Genomic DNA, 25,120 nt, shown 5'->3' on the forward strand with positions numbered 1-25,120 from the left:
CATCATGAGCAATGCTTTTAAAGCAATTATCATTTTAAACCTGCTGATCAATAGTTCAACTGCTGTGGCTCAACTATTTGAGCCAGCCGATAAAAAAGCTACTGCCGAAACCCGGCAGCTTTTTTACAGCATGCAGCGCCTGCTAAACGTGGGCGTGATATTTGGCCATCATGATGACCTGGCTTATGGCGTGGGCTGGCGTAATGAACCCGGCCGGTCAGATGTAAAAAGCGTTACCGGATCATACCCTGCCATGTACGGCTGGGACTTGGCCAAAATTGAGCATGACAGCATTCATGATATTAACGCTATCCCTTTTAGTCAGCAAAAACAGTTTGTTAAGGATGTTTATGCCCGCGGCGGTATCAATACCTTTTGCTGGCATATGGATAATCCGGCCAATGGCAAAACCGCCTGGGATACCACACAGCATACCGCAAAAGAGCTTATCCCAGGTGGAACGTTCCACGATGTATATGTTGCTTACCTTGATAGGGCTGCCAATTATTTAGCTGATATGAAAGGGCAGGAGGGAGAGGCTATTCCCATAGTGTTCCGGCCTTTTCATGAGCTTACCGGCAACTGGTTTTGGTGGTGTAAAAACACCAGTACGCCCGATGAGTTTAAAGATCTGTGGCGTTTTACTATTGATTACCTGCGGGATAAAAAGAAGCTGCATAACCTGCTCATCGTATATTCGGCGGCTGATTTTGAATCGGAAGATGAGTTTCTGGAACGATATCCCGGTGATGCTTACGCCGATTTTATCGGCTTTGATAATTACTGTACAAAAAGCGTTGATCGTTTTCAAACTAAATTGGATGAACGCCTTACCATTGTTGACGCCATCGCAGCAAAACATCATAAAATATCATGCCTGCCCGAAACCGGATACGAAGGTATCCCCATGGCCGATTGGTGGACGAAGGTATTACTTCAAACGCTCGCTAAACACCGGGTATCGTATGTAATGGCCTGGCGAAACGGAAATGAGCATCATTATTACGTACCCTATCCCGGCCAAATCAGTGCGGATGATTTTATGAAGTTTTATAACAGCCCGCAAACCATTTTCCAAAACCGCATAACGCCTTTGGGTATTTATGGTAAACCGAATTGGAGATTTTAGTTTTTATGGTTCATGGATGATAGTTCATGGTTCATAGTAAGGGCGGATGACAGATGCATTTGGCTTTAGCTTTGAGCCTTCTGCTTTCGGCTCAAAACAGCCACTCCCGCTATCCCCGCCAGGAGCGAAGCTAACAATATCCCATACTTGGCCTGGTCGATCATTTCGGCGCTATCAAAAGCTAATGCAGATATAAATAATGACATGGTGAAACCTACGCCTGCAAGCAAGGCTACGCCGGTCATCTGTCTCCAGGTTGAACCGGCAGGTAATTGGGCCCCAAACTTTACCATGAGCCAGGTAAAGAGCAATACACCGGTAAACTTTCCGGCAAGTAAGCCTACGGTTACACCCAAACTCACAGGGTTAACCAGCGATGTGAAAAAGTCATGACCTATCACGATCCCGGCATTGGCCAAAGCAAAAAGCGGCATAATGATAAAAGCAACCCAGGGGTGCAGGGCATGTTCAATTTTTTGCAGCGGTGTTTCGGCGTCGAGACTTAGTTTTTTTATTTTATCAATAATGTGATGCTGTTCCGGTGTTACAAGCGTGCTGTTGTTGGGTTGCTCGTTTTCAAAATCGGCAAGATATTGCTTTACCGATTGGGCATAACCTGCCTCGCTGATGCGGGTACGGGCCGGAATAGTAAAAGCCACGAGTACCCCGGCAATAGTTGCATGTACACCCGAAAGTAAAAAGGCTATCCAAACAGCAAAGCCTATTATCAGGTAAAATGCCGTGCTCCTGATCCCTATTTTATTGCCGATGAGCAGTAACACCAATAACCAAACCCCAACGGTAAGCGGCATCAATGCTATGTGACTGCTATAAAATAGGGCAATGACCAATACCGCGCCAAGGTCATCGGCTACAGCCAGTGCCGACAGGAAAACTTTTACTGATGATGGAATATGTTTACTGGCCATAGATAATAGCGCCAGTGCAAAGGCAATATCTGTAGCCATAGGAATGCCCCAGCCATGGGCAGAGGGTTGACCTGTATTGAAGAGAAAAAAGATCAAAGCCGGTACCAGCATTCCGCCTAAAGCGGCAAACATAGGGAGCGATGCTTTTTTTATAGACGATAATTCGCCGGCCATAAACTCGCGTTTTAACTCGAGGCCGATCACGAAGAAAAATAGCGCCATGAGGCCATCATTGATCCAAAGGTGCAAGGGATGATTTAAAACATATTTATCAAAACCAATTGATAATTTGAGGTCCCAAAGTTCATGGTAGCTATGCTGAAAGGGTGAGTTTACCCAGATGATGGCGATAACCACACTGATAAAAAGTACTATGCCGCCGGTATGTTCATGGTTTATGAATTTGCTTACCGGTTGTGTGATCTTATCAATAGGGTAGCTTTGTTTCATAGTTCCCTAAATTAGAGAATAAAGTTTTATTTTTTGCTGAGATTGCATTGCGATTACCTTCTTACTAAAACAAAACTGAACCATAAAACATTTATCAATGAAACCATAAGTCATGAACAACTATCAGCAAAAATGGATAAGCACATTGAAAAACGCTCACATACATGGTTGGGAGATCAAGCCGCAGGGTGAAGATATTTTTGTGGAAATGCCCCATGTTACCGATCTCAAACTGATCAGGGATAATTTGCCCGAGACGCTGGCGCTGATGGCTTTGGATATTAATTTACCGAAGGAAAGGCTGAAGTTTATTTTTCACAACGGGTATGAGCGGTTTGAATACCTGCTTAATCCTGCTGCCGGGGATCTGGAAGGGGAGGGCTAAAATCAACCGTTGTTGTTTCGGCCGCCAATTCTTCTTTGTCATCATCCGAATCAATTTTGGCCAGGGTTGATACCACTACTACCGAAACGCCCATACAAGCTATCAAGATAAACGAGGCCCTCAGGGTAGCTATTCCTGCAATAAAACCAATAACCGGCGGGCCAATCAAAAAGCCCATAAAACCTATGGTTGATACTGCTGCCAAAGCAACACCTGGCGACATTGTTTTTGATTTGCCAGCCGCGCTATACACCATTGGCACAACCGATGACACACCTGCGCCTACCAGTAAAAAGCCTGCCATGGCTGTATAAACATAAGGGAAGGCAACAGCTATCAGCAAGCCTGTGGCGGTTAATGAGCCGCTAACTTGTAAAGTGCGTTTTAAACCAAATTTGTGTGCAAACCAGTCGGCAATAAAGCGGCCGCCTGCCATGGTGAACATGAAGGTTGTAAAGCCAATGCCCACCAATGCTTCAGGGGCAAGTACCACCTTTTTAAAGTAGATCACGCTCCAGTCAAACATCGCACCTTCGCAAATCATGGAACAAAAAGCGATAATACCTAATTTGATCAATGATTTGTCGGGCATTACAAATACGGGCCCCGTATCTGTTACTTTATCATCTTTAAGGTATCGGGCGGCAACAACCACACCAATTGCTATTACGACCAGCATTAACGAAAAATGATGGAATGGAATAACGCCGTTGGCTATCATGAACGTACCTATGCCAGCGCCTGTAAAGCCAGCCAGGCTCCAAAGGCCATGAAAAAATGCCATGATGGGTCTTTGATAAAGCTGCTCCGTAGCTACCGCCTGAGTATTCACCGCTATATTTACGGAGTTGCTTGCAAATCCGAAGCATAGCAGGCATATAATAAGCTGAAAAGTATTTTGCGCGAGGCCCAGGCTTACCAGTGCGACGGCGTAAACCAGCAAGGCAGCTATAACCAGTTTTTTACTTCCTATCTTGGTAATGATCCAGCCTGAAAAGGGTAGGGAGCACATCAGGCCGACAGGTAAAGCAAATAAAACCGCCCCCAACCCGGCGTCTGACAGGCCTAAAGTTTGCTGAACTGTAGCAATACGTGATGCCCAGCTTGAAAAACTTAATCCCGCCAAAAAAAACATAGCGCCCACGGCAATGCGGAGCGTTAACTTATTTATGCTTTCTTTTTTTTGCGGGATAGTGTTCATGTTAAAGTATTTTCATAGTGTCTAAATGACACTATGATTAATTCCTACAAATATAAAGCAATTAATTTTATATCACAGCAATGCTAAATCGTTTTTTACTTTCAGGTGAAATGAGGTTTGAAAAAGAAGCCCCGACTCGTTTTTAATTACAAATCAGGGCTTTATGTTTTGAGGATTTATTGTTTCAGGTTAAATGATCCTTGTACGTTTCGATGAATTTTCTCGGTAGAGAATTCCTTCATATCCGCCTGGAATGTTCCCTGCATGGTTCCCAGGAAACCGCTGGTTGAAAATTGTGTAACTTTTACTTTTCCTAAGCCGGGTATAAGTACCAGTTCGCCAATATCTAATTTTTCTAATGCGAACGTTCCTGTTGATTTACCGTTAAAGTCAAGGTTCATATCATAATCACCCATACCGGTAATATATACGTCCCCGTCTAAAGCACTGCTGTGATCAAGAATAGCCGCAAAAGAATTCGTTTTGTCTGTATAGGTTGTCCCGTCTATTTTGAATATAATTGTACCAACGGGTCCGATAGGTAACCCATCACCGGTTATGTTAGTTGCCGCCGGATCGGTGCCTGTTCCGGTACCCGTTCCAGTTCCGGTGCCGGTACCCGTTCCTGTCCCGGTACCCGTTCCGGTGCCGGTACCCGTTCCTGTCCCGGTACCCGTTCCGGTGCCGGTACCCGTTCCTGTCCCGGTACCCGTTCCTGTCCCGGTACCCGTTCCTGTCCCGGTACCCGTTCCTGTCCCGGTACCCGTTCCTGTGCCAGTCCCATTACCGGTCCCTGTACCAGTTCCTGTAGTAGGAGTTACATCAATTGCTTTAGTTTCTTTTTCAGGGCCAAGAGGGGGATCGAGCTTACAACTGCTTACCGAAGCTGTTACTAAGAACAGCATAAATACTTTATAGTAGATTTTCTTCATGTACAAAGGGCGTGATAGTTTATGGTTTTAATGATTTAAATATAAGTATTTTAGCCCTTTGTACGTGTATGTGAAATTATTTGATACAGATAATGTTAAGAAAAGTTTACAAAATTTCCAATTATTTACAATCCCCGTCGGGGCTGCACGATTCGCCTTCAATAATATCAAATGCCGGTTTAGGATTTTCCTGCTGCCAGCCGGCAAATGCTTTCGCCAGGGTATCTTTAAACACCGGCACTTCCTGTGCCCCCGATACGGCGTATTTGCGGTTTATTACAAAAAAAGGAACGCCACGTACGCCTAAATGCTGAGCTTCGGCAATATCGTGTTTTACATCGTCGGCGTAAGCGTCGCTTTCAAGTACTTCCTTAATTTCATCAGCGTCCAGGCCTATTGCTGTACCCAGTTCAATGAGTGTTTGAGTGTCATCAATATTGCGGCCTTCAGTAAAATATGCCCGGAATAAGGCCTCTTCGGCAGCATCCCCCAGCTCATTTTTTTTTGCTAAGTGGGCTAACCTGTGCGCGTTAAAGCTATTTGCTACAACCGATTTACTGAAATTATAAGTAAGCCCTGCTTGTGCTGCCATTTGGGTAACATGGTCATTCAATTGTTCGGCATGTTCAAGTGTCCATCCTTTTATATCAGCCAGGTATTGGTTAATGCTGATATCAGGGTTTGTCTTAAGATCAGGGTTTAGCTGGAAGCTTTTCCATTCAATTTCAATTTGTTCTTTACTTTCAAATTCGCCCAGTGCTTCCTCAAACCTGCGTTTACCTATATAACAAAACGGGCACATCACATCCGACCATATTTCTACTTTCATCATTCGTTTTTAAATGTTTAAACAAATTTAATGCATACGGATTACTATCCCCGTAAGGGCAAAGTAAAATTAAAAGACAGTTTACAGGAATCTCTCACTTTTTTCTTCGGTGATAATTTTTTGTAATTGTAATTTTTTATAAATTAGGAAATTATAAACCGATTATAAACTTATTGAGATTACAGCCCAATGCTGGAGATTTACAGAAAAGCATGAGATGGAACAGTGCTAAAATATTCTGGATAGGTATCATTTTGCTGGTGGTACCCGGTCTTATTCATGCTTACCTGCTAATGCCATTTCCCGGCAGTCAGGACCTTAATGCCATAACCGTTTGCTATTATCTCGAAAAGGTGATCTTGCCTTTGCGGCTGATAGGGCTGCTGTTCATTGTCTGGTACCTGTTTAAATTCTACAATAAAAATACTTTTAGACAAAAGGCTGTTAAGGCAGTCGTTTTTGTACTTTGTATAGGCAGCTTTTACATAACCGATTACATGTACAAAGCCGAAACTATGTTTAAAGAAACCGCAAAAGCTGTTTTTGCCAATGGACTAAAAAACAGGGTGCCTTTAAATTATTTGGTGGTTGGTGTTGTGAATGATGGTGTGGCCAAGGCTTATCCGCTTATATACCTGGGCTATCATCATAAACTGCAGGATGACGTGGGCAACAAACCTGTGTTGGTTACCTATTGCACCATGTGCCGTACAGGCCGGGTTTATAGCCCTATTATTAACGGTGTAAGGCAAAACTTCAGGCTGGTAGGAGCAAGGCACTATAACGCTATAATTGAGGACGAAAGCACTAAAACATGGTGGTACCAGGCAACCGGCAATGCTGCTGTTGGCGAGCTGAAAGGGCAACAGTTAGCAGAACTGCCATATGAGCAATTAACTCTTGCTGCCTGGTTACAGAAACATCCTGAAACCCTCATTTTACAACCGGATAGATTATATACTACCGATTATGCTGATTTGAAGAACTATGACCGCGTACAGGCTGTTGATCGTGACAGTACGGTAAAAAACAAAGATTCCCTGATGCGCAAAAGTTGGGTAATAGGTGTGATCATAAACGGAAAGGCCAAAGCTTACGACTGGCGTCATATGTATGCCAAGCGTTTGCTTAATGATGAACTGAACAAAAGTTCGCTGCTCATTGCTATCGAAAAGGATAGTCTCAGTTACCACGCCTGGAATGCATCAGTAAGCGGTAAAACCCTCCATTTTAAACTGAACGATAAAGGAATGCTTACCGACGAGGAAACAGCTTCTGTTTGGGATTGGGATGGTTTATGCCTAACCGGTTTGCAAAAAGGACAACACCTTGCTAAAATACAGGCCTACCAGGAATACTGGCATTCATGGAAACATTTTCATCCCGGAACTACGTTTTGGAAAGGCGATGAATCGCTGGAGCAAACAGCATCTATTTATCCGCCATTTTAACAGGCGGCTTTAAATAGCGGTTGCTATTTTGCTGATATCATCATCGTGAAGCAGGGCATCTTCAGAAACATTGGGGTAATATTTATTCAGGATCTTTTGAATTAGCTGGTAGCTTTCAACAGACTGGATAGGGGCCGAGGCCAGTTCGGTGATGGTGGAACCAATGAGTTTTAGCTTTTTTGCCTCATACTGATTTATCACGAAATCAGAAGTTTTTTTCTTACGACTTTGTTGTATAAGTTCATCAAGTTTCTTGATCTCTTCAACCAAGTCGATCATTTTTAATACTTCCACCTTTTTCATCAGCGCCAAAATTAATGAATTATTTGTAACAAGGGGTATAACGGGATATTTGTTGTGTTTGTTTGAGCGGGGAGGAGATATAAAAGCCTGCGCACATTTTAATTTGCGCAAAACAAAAAAAGCGTCATTGCGAGGTACGAAGCAATCCCTGGGTAGCAGAGCAGCTATGTACATCCGCCCTGTAAGTCGGGGATTGCTTCGTACCTCGCAATGACGTGAGTGAGAGGCTCAGAGGTAAGCGACCTTACTTCTTATCCTCCGTGGTATCCCTTTCAACCAAAGCCATACCGCATTTAGGGCAGGTGCCGGGTTTATCAAACGTAAGATCAGGGTGCATGGTGCAGGTATATTTACCTTTTTTCTTTACAGTAGCAGTACTGTCGGTTTTGTTGGTGCTCTTGACTGCGCTGTTGCAGGCGCCCAGCGCGAGGCTGGCTAAAACCAAAATGATAAAGCTTTTTTTCATTGATTATTTGTTTTTAATAAATGAGGCCAACCCGAACAGCGATACTACCAACACGCCTAAGGCGGCCAGCATGCTTACTATATCGCGGATATCTTTGCCCGCCCAGGTCATGCCAAAATATTTGTGTAAAAATATAAAAGAAAGCCCTTCGGCCCTGTCAATTCCTGCAACTTTTGTAGCCAGCTTTGATGAAGTAGTTTCAATATACCAATTGCTCCCGTCCGGATAACTTACCTTTTCAACAGGCAACCGTTTATTAATGAAACCGTATTCGTTATCAAATTGCTTTATCCGGCTAACTTTTACCCTGCCATAAAACTTATCCGGATCCTGGTGGGTATGGTAATAAGTACTTAAGAAGCGGGCATAGTCTTCGTCGCCATTAATTTGCTCTTTACCGGTTAGCGTATTGAAATAGGAGATCTGTTTCTTGTTGTCGGTTACCTGGTAATAGCTGTTACCATCAAAGCCAACTATTGCAATGCGATTGACGAGGCTATCGACAATAGGAAGCTGAAGGTTTGAGATAGCTAATTGCTTTCTGTCTGTTACGTTTCCATAATCAGGTTTAGGAGTTTCGGTGTTATGAAGTTTTACTGCAAGATGGAATGCTCCGCTGATCACAAACGTAAACATCACAAATGAAACAATGATGCCTATTTGCCTGTGATAACGATGAACTATACGTTTATGCTCGTCACCATTTTCTTTGCGCTTTTGAGTTATGGATTTAAACTTCTTCCACAATAAACCATAAACAGTTAAGCCGCTGATGAGGGCGAACAGCATTACCGTCATGATAATGAGTAACACTACATTACGGAAAGTATCGCCGCCAATATCAGCCAGGAACTGCCAGGTATGGAACTGCTCAAACAGCCAAAGGAAAGCTTTGCGGGTATTGTTGTTAAACGTACCCATGCGGCTCTGGCTGGTTTCAATGTAGATATCCATGCCATCGGGGCGGTCAAAACTGATCTTCCAAACGGGTAAAAGATGATTGATGGGCTGGTATTGCCCATCAAATGTTGTTTGGTAATCGATTTTTTTAATGTTGGAGGTTGAATCCTGCGTAAAATAACGGGCGAGATAAGTGGCGTAGAGCCTGTCGCCATCTTTTAACAGCACACCATCATTGGCCGAATAATAGTTATACACACTATCCTTATCCAGTACCTGGTAAAAGGTGTTATGGTTAAAGTTTACCAGCCCGAAGTTGCGGATTGCCGCGATATTATTTTTATCCAGCACCTGCTGAATGGTAAGTACGGGCTTCATCAGGTTTTGAGGCAAGGGCTTGAATACCTCTTCCGCAATCGACGGCCTGAACCAGTTGGACATGAACGGGTGCGAAAGCCCGCTCAATGTCCAGAATATCACCGGGATGAGGGATATTAAGCCCAGCACCCGGTGCCATTTATAAAATTTGCTTTTTACTGCTGCTGATGCCATGATCAATATTTTGAAAATGAATAACTGATGCCCAGGGTGTAGGTACGCGGTGGCGCGGCATTATAGGTATCGCCGTACTGGCTGCTGGTTACCGTGGTAGCATAAAGCTTGTTAGTTAAATTAAGCACGTTGAACCAGATGCCCGCACCTTTTAATACACTGCTTTTTACATCATAGCCTAAGCGCAGGTTATAAATATCATAGCCTGAATAAGTTTTGGTATTGGCAGGGTTGGTGTAGTATTGGTTGATGTGCTGCCACTCTGTTGCTAGCCTGAAACCGGGCAGGTATTGAGGCTTGTAAGTAAGCTCGGAATTGGCAATCCAGGCCGGTGCGTTGTTCATGCGTTTACCGTCGTACTTGGTTACCGTGTTGGTGCCGGTAGTGTAATTAGTGCTCACTTCGCTGTATTCAACATAAGTATGCCTTGCATTGGTACCGCTAAACCTGAAGGTAAGCTCTTTAACCGGGGCCAAAGTAAGCGAGTATTCAATACCGCGATGGCGCGTTGCACCGGCGTTTTGGTTTTGCGTTGTGTTATCAGGCAATAACTGGTTAATGATCTCATTGTGGCCTTCTAGATCAAATATACTCAGCTCAAAATATAATTTTTTGTTAAAAGCAGAGAACCAGCCGCCCGCTTCGTAATTATCAAAAGTGGCCTGTTTAAGTTGGGTGAGCTGGCGTGAGCTGTACAAGTCGCCGGTTTCCGGAGGTTGGAAACCTACGCTATAATTTGCATAAATACCCTTGTTATTGCCAAAATTATAGGTGATGCCCAGTTTAGGGGCGACAATGTTAAAGTTGTTGGTTTCCTGCTGCTTGTATTTGGTTTGGTCGGCTGGGATCTGATTATCGAAATCATAGTGCACCCTGTCATAACGTAAGCCGCCTACTATCCTTAATGCTTCAACCGGTTTGATCTCATACTGAACATAAGCCGCTGTATTGAACAGCTTGATCTTATAATTATCAATATACCTGCCGGTATTGTTAAAGCCTGTGTAATAGTTATTAGCTACATCCTTGGTGATATCAAGGTATTGGGCATAGTATGAACTCGGACTATCATCCATATAAACGCCACCAATTAACCTCGAATGCAGGAAATCAAAATCAACCCTGTGCTGCGCCAGCAAGCCATAGCTATTAAATTTCTGATCGTTCACCTGGCCGTTGCTGCTTTTGTAAACACCATTGACATCGCGAACGTCGGATATAAAATAGCTTGGCAATTGTGCGGTTGAATTGCCACGGAAGAAGAGCGTTACAAAGGTGCTGTTGTTATCATCCCACTGATGATCTAACCGGGTGCTTGCACGGAACGATTTTACCTTACGATAGGTAAAACGCTGATTGGCGCCATAGCTGCGGTCGTAAAAACGGGCGCTATCTAAACTGCCGGGAGTTTGCGTGTTAAGGTAGTTGTAGGCTGCCGAAGTAGTAAGCTTGGTTTTGGCGCTGAAATCATAAGTAGTTTTAAAATTGGCCGAGTACTTATCAAAATCAGAATAATCCTGCCAGCTATCGGTTTGGTGGGCTACATAGCCGCCTACGTACAAACCAAATTTGCCTTGTGTAAAGCCACCATCGGCATCCACGCGGCGGTAATGGTAATTATCGCCCTGAATAGAAACATTGCCCGCATAACCTGTAGGTGGCCCCTGGGTAATAAAGTTAACCGCGCCGCCAATTGAGTTACTACCATAAAGCGATGATGCAGGGCCTTTGATCACTTCTATATCCTTAACACCCGACATGTTGATCTCATACAGCGAGTTATGGTTAAAGATTCCCGTAGGACGAATAGGCACACCGTCTTCCATATACAAATAAAGCGCGTTATAAGTAATAGGCTGACGGATAGCCATCGTATGCTGCTCGTTACCCAGGTTCACCATGTACACACCCGCAACTTTATTAAGCAACTGGTATAGCGCGGTAGCCTTGGTGTCCTTAATTTGGGTAGAGTTGATTTTGCTGATGGCGATAGGGGCGTCCTGCCTGGCCTGGCCTTCGCGGCTGGCAGTTACTACCACGGGCTGCAGATCGACAGTGGAAGGCTCTAAAGCGACATCAAGCTTTTGGCCTTTTATGGCAGCTACTTCAATGATACGCGTGCTGTAACCAACCATGGCAAATTTAAGCCGGGTAATGCCCTGTACATTGATACTAAAATGCCCCTTGGAATTGGTCATGCCCAGTTTTGTGCTGTTTTGGACATCTGCATTGCAGATTGACGCGCCGGCTATGGCTTCGTGGGTATTAGCATCTGTTATTGTGCCCTGTATGGTTGTTTGGCCGTAAGCCAGTGTTTTAATAAGTATAAAAGTTATAAATAGAATTAGATATCGTTTCATTATATAGTATTGCGGGAGTTGCCTCCCGGTGTAAAAATGGGTAGAAGCATACTACATGTCATTGCGAGGAGGAACGACGAAGCAATCGCGAACTTTGCAAGCAGGCCTGCAGGTTTGCAACTGTGACGTCTTCTTTGCAAGGAGATGACTTGTTGATTTAAGGATTGGGAACGAAAGCAGCCCATGCAAATAGGCTCTACATACGTGCGATTGCCACGCTACGCTCGCAATGACATGGTTGTAGTTATATCGTAAGCATAACCATCCAATGCCATCAATCAAAAACCAATAAAAATGAAATGATTATCCTAACTGCGGAGGCTGGAATATCGTAGCCGGGCGATCTGCCGGTACGGTTGGGGTGTAGGGGGTTGAAATAACCTGCAACAGGCTGGAGTGGAATTTAACATCAGTTGTACTGATGACATACACCTCCTGAAAGAGGCTCTTTTGCGACTGCCTTTCGTCGCTGGCCTGCTTGTCCTCCGCCTGTTTGACCTTTTTCGCGAAGTAACATTTACCATCGCAATGCAGCCAGGGTTTGTTCCTGTTTTCGCAAAGCTTGGTGGCAATGTAATTCCTGTTCAGCTCAAAGCCCGCGAAAATGAAGAATCGCGAGAAATTGACCGTGATCAGCGAAAAGATGAGTAAATAGGCTGTAATACGTTGCAGCATGGCGCAAATGTACACCCTGTGCGCTTAATAAGCAATTTGTAAATTAAATAAACAGTTAAACGTGATAAATGGCTGCTTTATTTGTCGCGTTTTAGGGTAGCATGCATATGCTGGCCTTTGTAAACAAGGTTCATACCAATGGAATCTGCATAAACCTTACCTGTGTGGGGTGAGCTGCCTCCCGGCACCGGGATACTGAACGAAAAGTTGTCGCCATTGATCATACCATCAGTAATAGTGACATCGCCTTGCGGTGCATGGGCCGTGCCGGTAAGCTTGCCGCTATCTACCTTAAAAGTGTAACTTAAAGGGAAATGGTCATCGCCGGGAAGCTTTAATGAACCTATCCATTTGCCGTTAATATCGGCCATCGAAATAAAACTAAAAGCGGTAATGATAACAAACGCACTGATCGCCAGAAACTCTTTTTTCATTGTTGGTATAGTTTAAGCAGATGCCTATATGCCGTAATTTAAACTATATACAATTTTGTTACCTTTAAGTTTAATAAAAAAGCAAAAACCTTACCGAAGGGTAAGGTTTTTGCTTTTGGACTGTCATGCTGAGCCTGTCGAAGCATGGTGGGTGGGGCCTCTGCGCGCGAGTCTTCGACAGGCTCAGACTGACAGGCCTTTTATCAATTCTTTATTTCTTATCAACCGGTCTTTTCAATACCGAGCTGCTTTTTGAGCCATTGATATCCAGCTCAACACTGATTGAATCACCAAGGAATTTGCCTGTATGCGGGATTGTGATACCGCTGGTGGCTACTGTAAATGAAAAATCGGTGCCGTTGGTTTTACCTTCTTTGATATCAACATCGCCTTCCGGGGTTAAAGCTGTGCCGGTCAGTTTATCTCCGTCAACCTTAAAATTATATAACAATGGGTATTCCTGGCCGTCACTTGTAGTAAGTTTGCCAGCCCATTTGCCATTTAAATCAGCTACAGCTGCGAGGCACATCATAAAGCAGCTTACCAATAGGGTAGTAGTAAAAATCTTTTTTTTCATAAAATATTGATTTGGTTTATAAATATAAGAACCTTGATTTATAGGATGAAATGATTACATGATATTTTATGCGATTTAAATATCATGTAATCATTAAATCAGGAAGATCAAGGTTATTGTGCGCGTTTTAATGTAGTATGCGTTTTTGAGCCATTGGCCTCAATATCAACACCCACCGAATCACCATAAAATTTGCCTGTATGGGCAATGTGGATATCTTGGATACTTACGGTAAATTTAAAATCGTTGCCGGTTATTTTGCCGTCTTCAATTGGCATATCGCCTTTAGGAGTTTTTGCTGTGCCGGTTAGTTTATCGCCGTCGATCTGGAAATTATAAAGCAATGGGTAAACCTCGCCGGTTTCCATTTCAAGCTTACCTTCCCATTTTCCGGTAATTCCGGCAAGGGCTGCAAAGCAGGCCACAAAACAAAATGTTACAAGGGCTAAGGTTAAAAAAGTCTTTTTCATAGCGGTTGTTTTTCTACCAGTAAATGTATAATCGATATGAAACCAGAACGTAAACTGTACATTAAATTTACCATCGGTAGTGTTATCGGTTTATAAACAAAAACTGTACTATAACAGCCTGATGGTTAACTCAAAGGATGCTTTTTTACATTGAGTTGTATTTACGGGTGTTTTTTGAATGTTGTAATATAAATGTTAACAATACATTTCTAATTATTCAAAATCCTTGTACCTTTAAAACGCATATACTAACCGTGCGAAATCCTGTTTCGCTGTACATTTTAAACAACCTATATGATAAAAAAGATCTTTACTGCATTGCTTTTGCTGGGCGGCACTTACCTGGCCGCTTCGGCACAGGATGTTCAGCTTAACAAAGGCTGGAAATTTGCCGTTGGCGATTCTGCGCAATGGTCATCCCCAACTTTTAACGACCAAAATTGGCAAAATATTGATGTTGCCCATTCCTGGGAGCCCCAGGGACATCCTAATTACGATGGCTTCGGCTGGTACCGCCTCCATGTGGTGATCCCTTCATCACTTAAAGAAAAGGCATATTTAAAGGATAGTCTCCGGTTAAACCTGGCCAGTGTTGATGACAACGACGAAGTATACCTGAACGGAAAGCTTATCGCCAAATACGGCGGCCACAGCGGAACCATTAAGGATGGAAATTACGGGCCGCGTACTTATAATATTTCAGCTTCCGATCCGGCTATTTTATGGGATAAGGAAAATGTGCTTGCTATCCGCATTTATGATACAGGCGGCGACGGTGGTATTTATGGCGATAATTTTAGCATTGGCATGGCCGATGTAATGGATCATGTTACCGTAAATACCGATGGCGATTACAGTTTCCAGGAAAATAACAGTCTGGCAAAATCAATTAAACTGATCACTACCAATAAATACCAGTATCAGGGTACTTTGGCCTTTAAGGTTACCGACCCCGAAACAGGCGCGGTCATCTACGAAAAAACAAACCCCGCAAACTTCACTGTCGGCAAATCTTTCACTTATTCGTTCGTGATAGCCCGGTTAGCTAAAAAATCTTACACTATCGCCTATACCTTCACCGATCAAAAATCGGGTAAAGACATTGTTAAAACCGAGACTACGCCTTATATCCTTACCCCGTATCCATCGGCCAAGCCGAAAATTAATGGTGCCGATGTTTACGGCGCAAGACCGGGTAACCCTTTTCTTTATTTGATCCCGGCTACCGGTAAAAAGCCGCTTACCTACAAAGCAGATGGGTTGCCTGCAGGTTTAACACTTGATGCTAAAACAGGTATCATTACAGGCTCTGTTGGTCAAAAAGGTGATTACCCGGTAACGCTTACCGTTACCAATAGCTTAGGCAATAAAACCAAAACGCTTACCATTAGCATTGGTGATAAAATTGGCCTTACGCCGGCCCTTGGCTGGAACAGCTGGAACGCGTGGGGATTGAGTGTAAACGATGAAAAAGTAAAGATCTCGGCCAAAGAAATGTCGGAGAAATTGAGCGCTTACGGTTGGAACTATATCAATATAGATGATGGCTGGGAAGCTGAGAATCGTGCCGCTGATGGGGCTATTGTTGCTAACAGCAAGTTCCCGGATATGAAGGGGTTGACCGATTACGTGCATGGTCTTGGTCTGCATACGGGGATTTATTCATCGCCCGGCCCGCGTACCTGCGGCGGCTTTTTGGGCAGCTGGCAGCATGAAGACCAGGACGCCAAAACTTATGCCGACTGGGGTTTTGACTATTTGAAATACGACTGGTGTTCTTATTCGGAAGTTACCCCTCCGCATCCGGACCTACCGGCACTTAAGAAACCATACGAGTTAATGCGTTCATCTTTAAATAAAGTAAACCGCGACATTATGTTCAGCTTTTGCCAGTACGGCTGGGGCGATGTTTGGAAATGGGGTGCCGAAACTGGTGGCAACAGCTGGCGTACAACCGGCGATATCCAGGATACCTGGAGAAGCATGAGCGATATAGGCTTTGGTCAGGACCCGGCTTCGCCTTATGCTGGTCCGGGACATTTTAATGATCCGGATATGTTGGTTGTAGGTAAAGTAGGCTGGGGGCCAAGCCTGCATAACAGCCGTTTAACTTATGATGAGCAGTATACTCATATCAGCTTATGGAGTTTATTGTCTTCGCCGCTATTGATCGGCTGCGATATGGGACATTTGGACAGGTTTACACTGAGCTTGTTAACCAATGATGAAGTATTAGCTATTGACCAGGATGCTTTAGGTAAAGGCGCAAGACAGGCTTCTAAAACAGATGAACAGCAGATCTGGGTGAAAGAACTTAACAAAGGCGAAAAGGCCATAGGTTTCTTTAATACATCTGATAAATATCAAACCGTTAACCTGGATGCTAATGATAAACTATTAAAAGGCTTTGCCAAAGCCCGTGATGTTTGGGAGCAAAAATACCTGATAGCGGTTAACCACAAGTATACTTTCAAAATACCACCTCATGGCGTGAAGCTTATTAGGGTTATGTAAGAGATTTGGGTAAAAATAAATAAAAATCCGCGTCATTGCGAGGTACAAAGCAATCCCCGATTAGCAGGGCCGCCCTGTATAGTTTGGGATTATTAATACTTATAATTTGTTTTTTATAGGTATTAATGAGCTCCCTTCGGTCGGTTGTCTTCGTACCTCGCAATGACGTTTTTTGTTCATGTCTCATCAGGGGTCTTTCGCAGAGGACCCTGAGGTTCACTGCCTTTTCTGGGCATTGAGAACGGCGAATTTGCATGGCGTATACATCAGGGTCCTCTGCGAGAGACCCTGATGGGGCATTTTTAATGTAAGTGAATTTATATATGAAAAGGGCCTTTATCTAATGATAAAGGCCCTTTTTTTGTATGCTAAATTTTAATAAAAATTATTTCGGCACATCATAATGATATATCGGCGAAAAAACGCCCTCGCTTGTGGTGTAGTAACCTTTGCCATCTGGCTGAAAGCCTATTGCTTCGCCTTGTTTTTCAGCTTTGTAGGTAAGCTCCTGTGGTTTGCGTACCATGGTTTCCCATATAGGTTCATTGTGCTGGCGACGCCAGTAATAAACTTTGTCGTAGCTTTTCAGCAGGATTTGCTGTCCGTCTTTGGAGATGTCTCCGGCTGTGATCCATTTAAAAGGTTTAAAACCCGCGAAGAACAACTTGCAGCGCTTGGTTAATAAGGTTGTTGCATTGGCTTTGTATTTTAACGGCGTGGTGTAAACTGCAACGGTATCGCCCCTTTTGCTCACAATGATCAATTGTTTGTCTATTGGATCAATCATCATCGTTTCGGCATCTTTAGGGCCATCGGGGTATCTAAAATCTGTACGCACAGCTTCAGTATTAATATTAACTGGGTTGCCTTTAGCCCATGATTTCTTTTCGGCCATGCGATAAATTGTAATGTATGGCCTGTTTTGAGCATTATCGCCTATATCGCCAAGGTAAACGTAACTTTTACCTTTTTCAGGACCGGGACCTACATCAATATCTTCACAATCCTGTACGCCCAGTTTATGAGTGCTATCTCCTTTAAAGTAAATGGTTGATTTGAGCTTGCCCTCGGCGGTTATCGCAAAGAAGCGACTTGTGTCGCCGCTGTCGTTGTGTACGTAATAGGTATCAGGACTAATGGATGAGGCCGCAATGCCCGACGTTTCGTCCATTTCCTTATTATTGAGGGTGCCTGTGATATCCTGCTTGTCGAGCAACCTGTGCTTGGCAAAGGCCCCCATAAAAAGCAGGGATACTATTGGCAAAAGTATATTTAATTTTTTTGATCGACTCATTCTGTTTCTTGCAAACAATAACGCAAATTACGGGCATTAGTATGAAGTTGACATTAATTATTTGATTTTGTTACGACTATATGAAAATTGTATAACAAATAGAGTAGATAACACACAATATTCGTACCATGAAACGTTTATGCCGATTCAAATGCATGTAATAAAGCGTTTTGACGGTATATTTCGACCGGAGTACGATAGTCGGCCAGTTCAAGTTCCTGAACATATTTACAATTGCAGGGATGCCCGGGCTCAAAAAAAACAGGCATATCGTAACCTTGCTGCTGATAATAAGGAGTAATGAATGCTTTTACGGGCAGATCGTTTGCCGCAGAAACAATATCGGGCGTAAGTCTTTTTAAAGGCTTCAAAAGCAGTTTAATTTCGCATAGTTTAAAATTATCATACAGCGGGATCCAGCGCAATACATCATTAGTATTAACAGCTATAGCGTTGTATTTTACACCGGCAAGTGTACCGATATTGACCTCGCTATTATTTAAAAGACTGATGATCATAACTTGCTGACCAATATAACGGCTAAAAATAATGAGCTGATCGGCTACGCTTAGATATTTCATTTTGCTAATTTTATTAGCAAAATACGAAAATTATTTGCTGAGATGCAAGGGGGAATGTGAGAGATTTTTTTTTATGTCATTGCGGGCGTAGCGCGGCAATCGCACACAATACAGGGCGAATATGCTTCCGTGCGGTTGCCGCACTATTGCTCGCAATGACAATTAGCGGGTTACCGCAACAAAAAAGGGCCTTATTTCAGGCCCTTTCTCATTTTCTTATTTTTCAACTTCCGCAAGCTCCGTTTTTGTTGTCTCGGATTTGGTGAGGTCGATATCTGGTTTGGAGATGTCTGTTAACGCTACACGGCCGCGGTCTTTACGCAGGATGCGGTTAAACAAGGAGATCTCCCTGTCAAATAAAAACTGGAAGAATAACTTTGTCCATGATGTATGATAGTATAAAGTATCATAATATTCAGGGGCGGTTTTCCTGATCTCAGGAAGTTTGTTCCAAGGGATAGAAGGAAAATCATGGTGCTCATTATGAAAACCTACGTTAAAGGCTACCACGTTAAAGTTACCGTAGTAACTGTATGTTTCCTGTTCTTCAGTAACGGTAAGGTAATGTTCCTGGATCCAGCGTGCGCCAAGCGGGTGCAGGCCAACCGAAAATGAAAAGCTTAACAACAGAAAAGCTACGGCATGCCATCCCATGAAGTAAGCGATAGCGGTTGTAAATGCTGCCTGTAATAACCAGTTGGTCAGGATCCAGCCATCAAACGGGTGGATTTCCCTTAAACGTGATAAACGGAAAAGCTGAAATACAGGGAAAAACAATAACCAAAGTGCTTTACCAAAAAATGAATTACTGATTAGTTTAGCTTCCCAGCGGTTCGGCAAATCGGCATCAAGCTCATGTACACCCTGAAAAGAGTGGTGTTTGATATGATATTTTTCGAACGAAATAGCGCTTGGCAATATTTGCGGCAAATTGGCAAACATAGATGCCCAGCGGTTAGCGTTACGATTTTTAAACAGCAACTGGTGTGTGCATTCGTGGATCATTACAAACAGCGCGTGATCGGCGAAAGCTCCAAGCAAATAGGCTGCTCCAAAAACTATCCACCATGATTGATCACGTACAAACCAGGCTAAAACTACCTGGAAAGCTACTAAACCAACAATGGCCCAAATGGTTGCCGGGTTTTTGCCTATAAGCTTACGCAATTGCGGAAACTGCTTTAAGATTTTTTTTGTGCGGATGCGATGAGGTTCAGACTCCTGGGAATAAACAAAATCAGTCTTTTTTATCATATGATGTTAAAACGCTAAATATACTGATAACGTGCACAAAAGTTCATTTTTTTGTAAAAATTAATTAACTAAAACAAGAATATACAAAATCTTCATGATCAATTCATGTGAATTTTATATAAAGTTTACTTTAGTTTTGTTTGAAAACGAGCACTTTAAAAGTATTTGGAATGGTTTTACGGGTGCCGGCTTCGAACTGCGCTACACTTAAATAGATCTTGTGGGTTTTATTATCCAGCGCCATTGTCCTGGCTCTTTCGGCGGTTTTCAGGGATTGGACCACCTCATACTCGTCGGCCGATTTTTGTTTGATGATTGCGGTAACGCCATCGCCGCATGAGCAGAATATCAGTTTTGTTTCCGGGTCGTAAACTACAGCGTCAACGCCTGCGCCAATTGGCAGGGTAGCGGTTACCTTGCCGGTATTAATGTCAACAACACTCACGCCTTTATTTTCGCGGCAAACGGTAAATAAACGTTGATTAACGGCATCAAGCGCCAGGCCGGTTGGACCGCCGCAGGGTGCAAGCGGATAGTTTTTGATTACCTTAAGGCTTTTACTGTCGATGACGTTCAGACTGCTTTTATCTTCAAGATTATTATAGATCTTGCCTTTTCCATCTGAAACTGCAAATTCCGGGCCGCCGCCAAGAGCTACTGTACCAACCTGTTTAAGCGTTGCCGGGTTAATTACCGATGAGTTATCGCTTTCGCCGTTGAAGGTAAAAACACGATCGGAGTACGGATCATACATAATGGCATCCGGGCCATTGGCGCCCGTAAGGGCAATAGTTGTTATGGTTTTAAAAGTTTTCAAATCAAAAACCACTACGGCGTTTGCTTTTCCATCGCTAATGAAACCCCTGTTAAGTTTATTTACTATTGCTATGCCGTGAACGCCTTTCATGTTATCAATAACACCAACCGGTTTTTCTGTATCCAGGTTAATAACATTTACAGATGTGCTATGCGATACGTACAGGTTACGGTTTACCTTATCGATAGAAAGATAGTCATAACCGCCATCACCCGGAAGCGCGATTGTTTTATCGGCCACATAGGTTTGCGCGTTCAGTTTAAAAGGAGCTATACCTGCTATAAGCAAGGCTACGGCTAAGATTTGCTTTTTCATTTTTCGGGATTGTTTATTGCCATGAAATTAGGTCCCGAATCTGTAAAAATGCTGTGTTAACCGTTATGGCTTTCATTAATTTCGTTTAAGTGGGTGCTGAACCCTTTGCGGTACAATATACGGAGCATAGCGGGTAAAACAATAAGCAATAATGGCAATGCCGCTAAAAAACCACCAATAACTGCTATAGCTAATGGTTGGTGCAACTGAGCGCCTGCGCCTACACCTAAGGCAAGAGGCATTAGTGCTATAATTGCGCCTAATGCGGTCATTAGTTTGGGTCTTAAACGGGTACTTATGGCAAATGTTATAGCCTCATCAATGTTTTTATTTTCGTTTTCGATGGCGCTTTCTTTAAACTGCAGGAAGGTAAAAATAGCGTTTTCGCCAATGATGCCTACAATCATAATGAGCCCTGTGTAGCTGCCCACATTAAGCGGTGTACCGGTAATAAATAAAGCCAGGAAGCTGCCGCTGATGCCCAGAATGCCGATCAACAAAATAAGCAGCGCTATCCTGAACTGCCTGAACAGGAACAAGATTACCCCAAATACCAGCAAACAAGCTGTTACCAGGATGATAAGGAGCTCTTTAAATGATTGCTGCTGCTGGGCATAAGCACCTCCATATTCCACATGGTAGCCGGTAGGCAGGTTTACGTTATCATGTATGGTTTTTTGAATGGCTGTAATTACAGTACCCAGATCGCTGCCCTCCAGCCGGGCGCTGATCACGTTCATGCTTTGCAGATTTTCTCGGTTGATCTCGGCATCGCCTGGCCTCAGCTCAACAGAAGCAAGTTCTGTTATAGGAATGAGTTTGCCGTTAGGTATAAATACATGCAGGTTATGAATGTCATTCACGTTAAGCGAGCGGTTGCCGGGGTAAACCATGCGGATAGGAGATAGCTGCTCTTTTTCCAGTAAGCTACCTATCACATTACCTTCCAAAGCGGTTTGTACCTGCATTTGCAGATTTGCCGGGGTAATGCCGTACTGTGCCAGTTTGCTGTAATGCGGCTGGATACTTACAGAAGGCCCGGCAATGATAATACCCGGCAGTACATCGGCAGCACCTTTTACTTTTTCAACCAGCCCGGCAATCTGCCTCGACAGGCTTTGCAATGTTTGCTGATTATCGCCAAATACCTTAATCTCGATAGGTTCGGCCGATGTGGTCAGGTCGCCAAGCATATCGGTTATTACCTGTCCAAATTCAACTTCCAGCGCGGGCTGGGTTTCTTCAACTATTTTACGCAGATCGCTGATCACCTCTTCGGTGCTTTCAGTACGGTCTTTTTTAAGCTGGATGAGGTAATCGCCGCTGTTCGGCTCCGTAATAAAAAAGCCCATTTGTGTGCCAGTGCGACGTGAATAAGCGGTTACATCAGGATGTTTTACGATCAGCTTTTCTATTTGCTTCAACATGCGGTCGGTTTCTTCGAGCGAAGTTCCCGGGGGCGATTTATAGTCGAGCACAATGGCGCCTTCATCCATATCGGGCAGGAAGCCGGTTTCCAGCAAAGGGGGAACAATTACAATTACAGCTGCTAAAGCGGCTATAATAATAAGGCTTACATAAGGTCGCAGGATGAAGAAACTCACCCATTTTTGTTGCTTAACTGTGTGTACTTCTTCTTTTTTAGCCTTTGATGCCGCATTTAATTTAGGCTTAGGTGTAATAAGAAGGTAAATTACCGGCAGACCTATCCATGTTACAAAGAAAGAGGACAACAGGGTAATGATCATGGTATCGGTTAATACCTTGAAGTAAGCTCCCGCCACCCCCGTCATCAGCACAAAAGGAATAAAAATTACGATGGTGCTTATAGATGAACCTACCATGGCCGGGAAAAGATAATCAATGGCTTTCCGAACCAAATGACTGCTCAATTCATCAGGATGTTCTTCATGTACCCGGTGAATCTGTTCAACCACCACAATGGCATCGTCAATAATTAAACCTATAGATGCTGCTATAGCACCCAGGGTCATGATATTAAAGGTATAGCCCAGCCAGTATAATATAAGCAGCGTAAGCCCAAGCGTAACAGGGATAGTAATTAATATGGTGATGCTGGCTTTAAAAGATCTTAAAAAGATCACCGCCACAATAATGGCCAGCAGCAAACCTATCCAAAGACTGTCGCTTACGCTTTTTACCGAATCATTCACAAAATCGGCCTGGATGTAATATGGCCTTATAGTTACGCCCCGGGGCAGCAGTTTTTTTAGCGCGTCAACCTTATCGGCCATGTCATTACTAACCGATATGAGGTTAGCATTTGGTTGTTTTATTACAGCTATCAGCACCCCATCGTGCCCGTTGGCGTTAATGCGGGTATACTCAATACCTTCGTTAACCTGGATGCTCGCAAAATCCTTAAGCCGCACAATCCTTTTGCGGTTATTGCTAATCACCAGTTCTTCCAGCTGATCTTTTGCGTTGATAGTTGCATCGGTAACGGTAAGGTACATGCGCTTGTAATCAGACAGGTAACCCTCTGATTTTACAAAGTTGGTAGTAGCAAGCGTGTTACTAATAATATCAGGTGTAAGGCCCAGCGCGGTCATTTTTTGCTGATCAAGTGTGAGCCAGTATTCTTTCAATTTACCGCCGATCACCCTGATCTCTGATACCCCATCAACCTGCGAAAGAAAAGGCTTTACAGTGTAAGTTGCCAACTGCCTTAATTCGATAGGAGACAGGTTATGACTTTCCAGCGTATAACCACTTACCGGCAATATGGAAGGGTTCATTTTAGCTACGCTGATATTTACATCGGCAGGGAGGTCGTTTTTGATCTGGTCTATACTCGACTGGATGCGTTGCTGGCTCAGGTCGATATCAGCATTCCAGTTAAATAGTGCCGAAATTTCACAGCTCCCGCGACTTGTGGTGCTGCGTACCAGTTGCAGGTCGGGCACTTGCTTAATGGCATTCTCCAGCGGTTTGGTAACCGTTACCATCATTTTATTTACCGGCTGCAGGCCTTCGTCGGCAATGATCTTGATTTTAGGAAAAGTGATTTCCGGGAATAGGGAAGTTTGCAGTTTGGAATAGGCAAATAATCCGCCCATAATAAACAGGGCCAGCACCAGGCCTAATGGCTTGCGATGGGTTATAAAGTAGTTTTTGCGCTGGTTCATGATAAAGATATTTTGTTTTTACCTGCGTACGGTATGGCGATGAGTTGACTCACCCCGGCATCGCTTCGCTGGCCGACCCTCTCTTCGCCTGCGGCGGAAAGAGGGCTAAAAAAGAAAAAGGAGAATTTTGCTCCCCCTCTTTGCGAAGCAGAGAGGGGTGTCAGGCGAAGCCTTGACGGGGTGAGTTGATTATTCATCCTGCATTGATGGGCTATCTTCATCACTCTACAATTTTCACTTTAGCAGTATCAGCCAGTCCATAATTACCGGTGATCACTATTTTGTCATTTGCCGAAAATTTGGGCGTTAATATCTCCACCCTATCACCAGTTTCAATGCCTTTGGTTATATCGGTTTTTACCGCCGTTGTTGGATTGATCAACTTCATTACCCAAAATTCGGTTTGGGTTTCGTTGCTCAATACGGCCGATTTTGGCAGCGATACCGTATGTGGCCTTATTGATTTAATGATCCGTGCTTTGGCTACTAAATTTTCAGGAATAGGGTTGGCGCTGTTTACCTTAAGCACAATGCCCTGGGTTTGCGACAATGAATCGACAGCGGGCATTGATGAGCTCACCTGTGCAGTAAGCTTTTCGCCTCCGGGCAATACGAGTTGTACATTCTGGTTGTTTTTTACGTAGCCGCGTAACTCGTAAGGTAACTGCATTACAAAGGCAAAGCTTGCGCGGTCGCTGATCACGGCAAGCTGCTCGCCGTCCTGCACATAATCGCCCTGCTGATGGTTTAGTTGCGTAACATAGCCATTGCCGGCAGCCTTAATTTTATTGACACCCGAGAACTTGAAAGTAGTATCCAGTACATTGATGCTGTTGCCAATGCTTTGCGCTTCCTTGGTTTTTATGCTGAAGATAAATTCGCCTTTGCTTACATAGTGGCCGGGCAGAATGTTTACCTTTTGGATATAACCGTTGGCATTTGCCTTGACAATATTTTTTTGCTGAAAAACGGATATGGCGCTCAGGTCAATATAGTCAACCATGGCACTATCGGCAATGGTTGTTACGGTTACAGGTGTTTGAGCGGCAGAGCCCGCGTCGCCACCGGTATCATCCGCAGGTTGGGTATTGCCTTTACAGCTATATAGCAGTGTTAACAGGCCGGCAGCAAGGTATATGTGTTTGAATTTCAT

General features: G+C 43.7%; 22 protein-coding genes. 4 read left to right on the forward strand and 18 right to left on the reverse strand.

Annotated elements, in window-relative coordinates; all coding sequences use genetic code 11:
- The first annotated feature begins 4 nt into the window (after positions 1 to 4).
- Positions 5 to 1,129, forward strand: a complete 1,125-nt coding sequence (locus AC1DUD_RS16640; protein ID WP_477376291.1) for a glycoside hydrolase family 26 protein — start codon at positions 5 to 7, stop codon at positions 1,127 to 1,129.
- Positions 1,130 to 1,194: 65 nt separating this feature from the next.
- On the opposite strand, the gene nhaA is transcribed toward AC1DUD_RS16640, so the two are convergent.
- Positions 1,195 to 2,508 carry a Na+/H+ antiporter NhaA gene (nhaA, locus tag AC1DUD_RS16645; RefSeq protein WP_477376293.1) on the reverse strand — a complete coding sequence of 438 codons (1,314 nt, stop codon included), beginning with the start codon at positions 2,506 to 2,508 and terminating at the stop codon, positions 1,195 to 1,197.
- 112 nt (positions 2,509 to 2,620) lie between these two features.
- Here nhaA and AC1DUD_RS16650 point away from each other — a divergent pair, with 112 nt between their 5' ends.
- On the forward strand, positions 2,621 to 2,893 hold the full coding sequence (locus AC1DUD_RS16650; protein WP_477376295.1) for a hypothetical protein: 273 nt from the start codon (positions 2,621 to 2,623) through the stop codon (positions 2,891 to 2,893).
- On the opposite strand, the gene AC1DUD_RS16655 is transcribed toward AC1DUD_RS16650, so the two are convergent.
- From AC1DUD_RS16655 to AC1DUD_RS16665, 3 genes are all read right to left on the reverse strand, one after another.
- The gene (locus AC1DUD_RS16655) at positions 2,856 to 4,094 is read right to left on the reverse strand and encodes an MFS transporter (RefSeq protein WP_477376297.1); all 1,239 of its coding nucleotides are present in this window, start codon (positions 4,092 to 4,094) and stop codon (positions 2,856 to 2,858) included. The two genes, AC1DUD_RS16650 and AC1DUD_RS16655, sit on opposite strands and share 38 nt — an antisense overlap.
- A 176-nt stretch (positions 4,095 to 4,270) precedes the next feature.
- Positions 4,271 to 5,026 carry a hypothetical protein gene (locus AC1DUD_RS16660; RefSeq protein ID WP_477376299.1) on the reverse strand — a complete coding sequence of 252 codons (756 nt, stop codon included), beginning with the start codon at positions 5,024 to 5,026 and terminating at the stop codon, positions 4,271 to 4,273.
- A gap of 121 nt (positions 5,027 to 5,147) precedes the next feature.
- Positions 5,148 to 5,855 (reverse strand): DsbA family oxidoreductase, encoded by a 708-nt coding sequence (locus AC1DUD_RS16665; RefSeq protein WP_477376301.1) that lies wholly within the window; start codon positions 5,853 to 5,855, stop codon positions 5,148 to 5,150.
- 212 nt (positions 5,856 to 6,067) lie between these two features.
- Here AC1DUD_RS16665 and AC1DUD_RS16670 point away from each other — a divergent pair, with 212 nt between their 5' ends.
- Positions 6,068 to 7,306 (forward strand): DUF3179 domain-containing (seleno)protein, encoded by a 1,239-nt coding sequence (locus AC1DUD_RS16670; protein ID WP_477376303.1) that lies wholly within the window; start codon positions 6,068 to 6,070, stop codon positions 7,304 to 7,306.
- Positions 7,307 to 7,315: 9 nt separating this feature from the next.
- Here the strand turns inward: AC1DUD_RS16670 and AC1DUD_RS16675 are convergent, their stop codons facing one another.
- The 8 genes from AC1DUD_RS16675 to AC1DUD_RS16710 form a co-directional block, all read right to left on the reverse strand.
- Positions 7,316 to 7,609, reverse strand: a complete 294-nt coding sequence (locus tag AC1DUD_RS16675; protein WP_477376305.1) for a hypothetical protein — start codon at positions 7,607 to 7,609, stop codon at positions 7,316 to 7,318.
- A gap of 244 nt (positions 7,610 to 7,853) precedes the next feature.
- On the reverse strand, positions 7,854 to 8,075 hold the full coding sequence (locus AC1DUD_RS16680) for a heavy metal-binding domain-containing protein (RefSeq protein ID WP_477376307.1): 222 nt from the start codon (positions 8,073 to 8,075) through the stop codon (positions 7,854 to 7,856).
- Positions 8,076 to 8,078: 3 nt separating this feature from the next.
- Complete coding sequence (locus AC1DUD_RS16685; protein ID WP_477376309.1) at positions 8,079 to 9,527, reverse strand: hypothetical protein; 1,449 nt, start codon at positions 9,525 to 9,527, stop codon at positions 8,079 to 8,081.
- A 2-nt stretch (positions 9,528 to 9,529) separates the two neighbouring features.
- Positions 9,530 to 11,887 (reverse strand): TonB-dependent receptor, encoded by a 2,358-nt coding sequence (locus AC1DUD_RS16690; RefSeq protein WP_477376311.1) that lies wholly within the window; start codon positions 11,885 to 11,887, stop codon positions 9,530 to 9,532.
- Between the two features lie 303 nt (positions 11,888 to 12,190).
- Positions 12,191 to 12,562, reverse strand: coding sequence for a hypothetical protein (locus AC1DUD_RS16695; protein ID WP_477376313.1), 372 nt, complete (start codon positions 12,560 to 12,562; stop codon positions 12,191 to 12,193).
- A gap of 77 nt (positions 12,563 to 12,639) precedes the next feature.
- The gene (locus tag AC1DUD_RS16700; protein ID WP_477376315.1) at positions 12,640 to 12,996 is read right to left on the reverse strand and encodes a hypothetical protein; all 357 of its coding nucleotides are present in this window, start codon (positions 12,994 to 12,996) and stop codon (positions 12,640 to 12,642) included.
- 211 nt (positions 12,997 to 13,207) lie between these two features.
- The gene (locus AC1DUD_RS16705; protein WP_477376317.1) at positions 13,208 to 13,573 is read right to left on the reverse strand and encodes a hypothetical protein; all 366 of its coding nucleotides are present in this window, start codon (positions 13,571 to 13,573) and stop codon (positions 13,208 to 13,210) included.
- 113 nt (positions 13,574 to 13,686) lie between these two features.
- A complete protein-coding gene (locus AC1DUD_RS16710) occupies positions 13,687 to 14,043 on the reverse strand; it encodes a hypothetical protein (RefSeq protein WP_477376319.1) in 357 nt (118 codons plus the stop codon).
- Positions 14,044 to 14,337: 294 nt separating this feature from the next.
- Here AC1DUD_RS16710 and AC1DUD_RS16715 point away from each other — a divergent pair, with 294 nt between their 5' ends.
- Positions 14,338 to 16,557 (forward strand): putative Ig domain-containing protein, encoded by a 2,220-nt coding sequence (locus AC1DUD_RS16715; protein WP_477376321.1) that lies wholly within the window; start codon positions 14,338 to 14,340, stop codon positions 16,555 to 16,557.
- A 385-nt stretch (positions 16,558 to 16,942) separates the two neighbouring features.
- Here the strand turns inward: AC1DUD_RS16715 and AC1DUD_RS16720 are convergent, their stop codons facing one another.
- The 6 genes from AC1DUD_RS16720 to AC1DUD_RS16745 form a co-directional block, all read right to left on the reverse strand.
- Positions 16,943 to 17,821: a hypothetical protein gene (locus tag AC1DUD_RS16720; protein WP_477376323.1), complete on the reverse strand. Its 879-nt coding sequence runs from the start codon at positions 17,819 to 17,821 to the stop codon at positions 16,943 to 16,945.
- 167 nt (positions 17,822 to 17,988) lie between these two features.
- Entirely contained in the window at positions 17,989 to 18,432 is a 444-nt protein-coding gene (locus AC1DUD_RS16725) for a hypothetical protein (RefSeq protein ID WP_477376325.1), read from the reverse strand.
- A gap of 216 nt (positions 18,433 to 18,648) precedes the next feature.
- The gene (locus AC1DUD_RS16730) at positions 18,649 to 19,686 is read right to left on the reverse strand and encodes a fatty acid desaturase (RefSeq protein ID WP_477376327.1); all 1,038 of its coding nucleotides are present in this window, start codon (positions 19,684 to 19,686) and stop codon (positions 18,649 to 18,651) included.
- A gap of 130 nt (positions 19,687 to 19,816) precedes the next feature.
- Entirely contained in the window at positions 19,817 to 20,818 is a 1,002-nt protein-coding gene (locus AC1DUD_RS16735; protein ID WP_477376329.1) for a YncE family protein, read from the reverse strand.
- Between the two features lie 56 nt (positions 20,819 to 20,874).
- The gene (locus AC1DUD_RS16740) at positions 20,875 to 23,967 is read right to left on the reverse strand and encodes an efflux RND transporter permease subunit (protein ID WP_477376331.1); all 3,093 of its coding nucleotides are present in this window, start codon (positions 23,965 to 23,967) and stop codon (positions 20,875 to 20,877) included.
- Between the two features lie 220 nt (positions 23,968 to 24,187).
- Complete coding sequence (locus AC1DUD_RS16745) at positions 24,188 to 25,120, reverse strand: efflux RND transporter periplasmic adaptor subunit (RefSeq protein WP_477376333.1); 933 nt, start codon at positions 25,118 to 25,120, stop codon at positions 24,188 to 24,190.

Source organism: Mucilaginibacter sp. P4_A11 (assembly GCF_056402535.1).

Bases quoted from the DNA above. Each gene is read 5' to 3' on its own strand.
- AC1DUD_RS16695 (WP_477376313.1), bottom strand. From the start codon at position 12,562: ATGCTGCAACGTATTACAGCCTATTTACTCATCTTTTCGCTGATCACG.
- AC1DUD_RS16670 (WP_477376303.1), top strand. From the start codon at position 6,068: ATGAGATGGAACAGTGCTAAAATATTCTGGATAGGTATCATTTTGCTG.
- AC1DUD_RS16680 (WP_477376307.1), bottom strand. From the start codon at position 8,075: ATGAAAAAAAGCTTTATCATTTTGGTTTTAGCCAGCCTCGCGCTGGGC.
- AC1DUD_RS16655 (WP_477376297.1), bottom strand. From the start codon at position 4,094: ATGAACACTATCCCGCAAAAAAAAGAAAGCATAAATAAGTTAACGCTC.
- AC1DUD_RS16665 (WP_477376301.1), bottom strand. From the start codon at position 5,855: ATGAAAGTAGAAATATGGTCGGATGTGATGTGCCCGTTTTGTTATATA.
- AC1DUD_RS16705 (WP_477376317.1), bottom strand. From the start codon at position 13,573: ATGAAAAAAAAGATTTTTACTACTACCCTATTGGTAAGCTGCTTTATG.
- nhaA (WP_477376293.1), bottom strand. From the start codon at position 2,508: ATGAAACAAAGCTACCCTATTGATAAGATCACACAACCGGTAAGCAAA.
- AC1DUD_RS16735 (WP_477376329.1), bottom strand. From the start codon at position 20,818: ATGAAAAAGCAAATCTTAGCCGTAGCCTTGCTTATAGCAGGTATAGCT.
- AC1DUD_RS16675 (WP_477376305.1), bottom strand. From the start codon at position 7,609: ATGAAAAAGGTGGAAGTATTAAAAATGATCGACTTGGTTGAAGAGATC.
- AC1DUD_RS16715 (WP_477376321.1), top strand. From the start codon at position 14,338: ATGATAAAAAAGATCTTTACTGCATTGCTTTTGCTGGGCGGCACTTAC.
- AC1DUD_RS16710 (WP_477376319.1), bottom strand. From the start codon at position 14,043: ATGAAAAAGACTTTTTTAACCTTAGCCCTTGTAACATTTTGTTTTGTG.
- AC1DUD_RS16740 (WP_477376331.1), bottom strand. From the start codon at position 23,967: ATGAACCAGCGCAAAAACTACTTTATAACCCATCGCAAGCCATTAGGC.
- AC1DUD_RS16640 (WP_477376291.1), top strand. From the start codon at position 5: ATGAGCAATGCTTTTAAAGCAATTATCATTTTAAACCTGCTGATCAAT.
- AC1DUD_RS16700 (WP_477376315.1), bottom strand. From the start codon at position 12,996: ATGAAAAAAGAGTTTCTGGCGATCAGTGCGTTTGTTATCATTACCGCT.
- AC1DUD_RS16745 (WP_477376333.1), bottom strand. From the start codon at position 25,120: ATGAAATTCAAACACATATACCTTGCTGCCGGCCTGTTAACACTGCTA.
- AC1DUD_RS16660 (WP_477376299.1), bottom strand. From the start codon at position 5,026: ATGAAGAAAATCTACTATAAAGTATTTATGCTGTTCTTAGTAACAGCT.
- AC1DUD_RS16685 (WP_477376309.1), bottom strand. From the start codon at position 9,527: ATGGCATCAGCAGCAGTAAAAAGCAAATTTTATAAATGGCACCGGGTG.
- AC1DUD_RS16650 (WP_477376295.1), top strand. From the start codon at position 2,621: ATGAACAACTATCAGCAAAAATGGATAAGCACATTGAAAAACGCTCAC.
- AC1DUD_RS16690 (WP_477376311.1), bottom strand. From the start codon at position 11,887: ATGAAACGATATCTAATTCTATTTATAACTTTTATACTTATTAAAACA.
- AC1DUD_RS16725 (WP_477376325.1), bottom strand. From the start codon at position 18,432: ATGAAATATCTAAGCGTAGCCGATCAGCTCATTATTTTTAGCCGTTAT.
- AC1DUD_RS16730 (WP_477376327.1), bottom strand. From the start codon at position 19,686: ATGATAAAAAAGACTGATTTTGTTTATTCCCAGGAGTCTGAACCTCAT.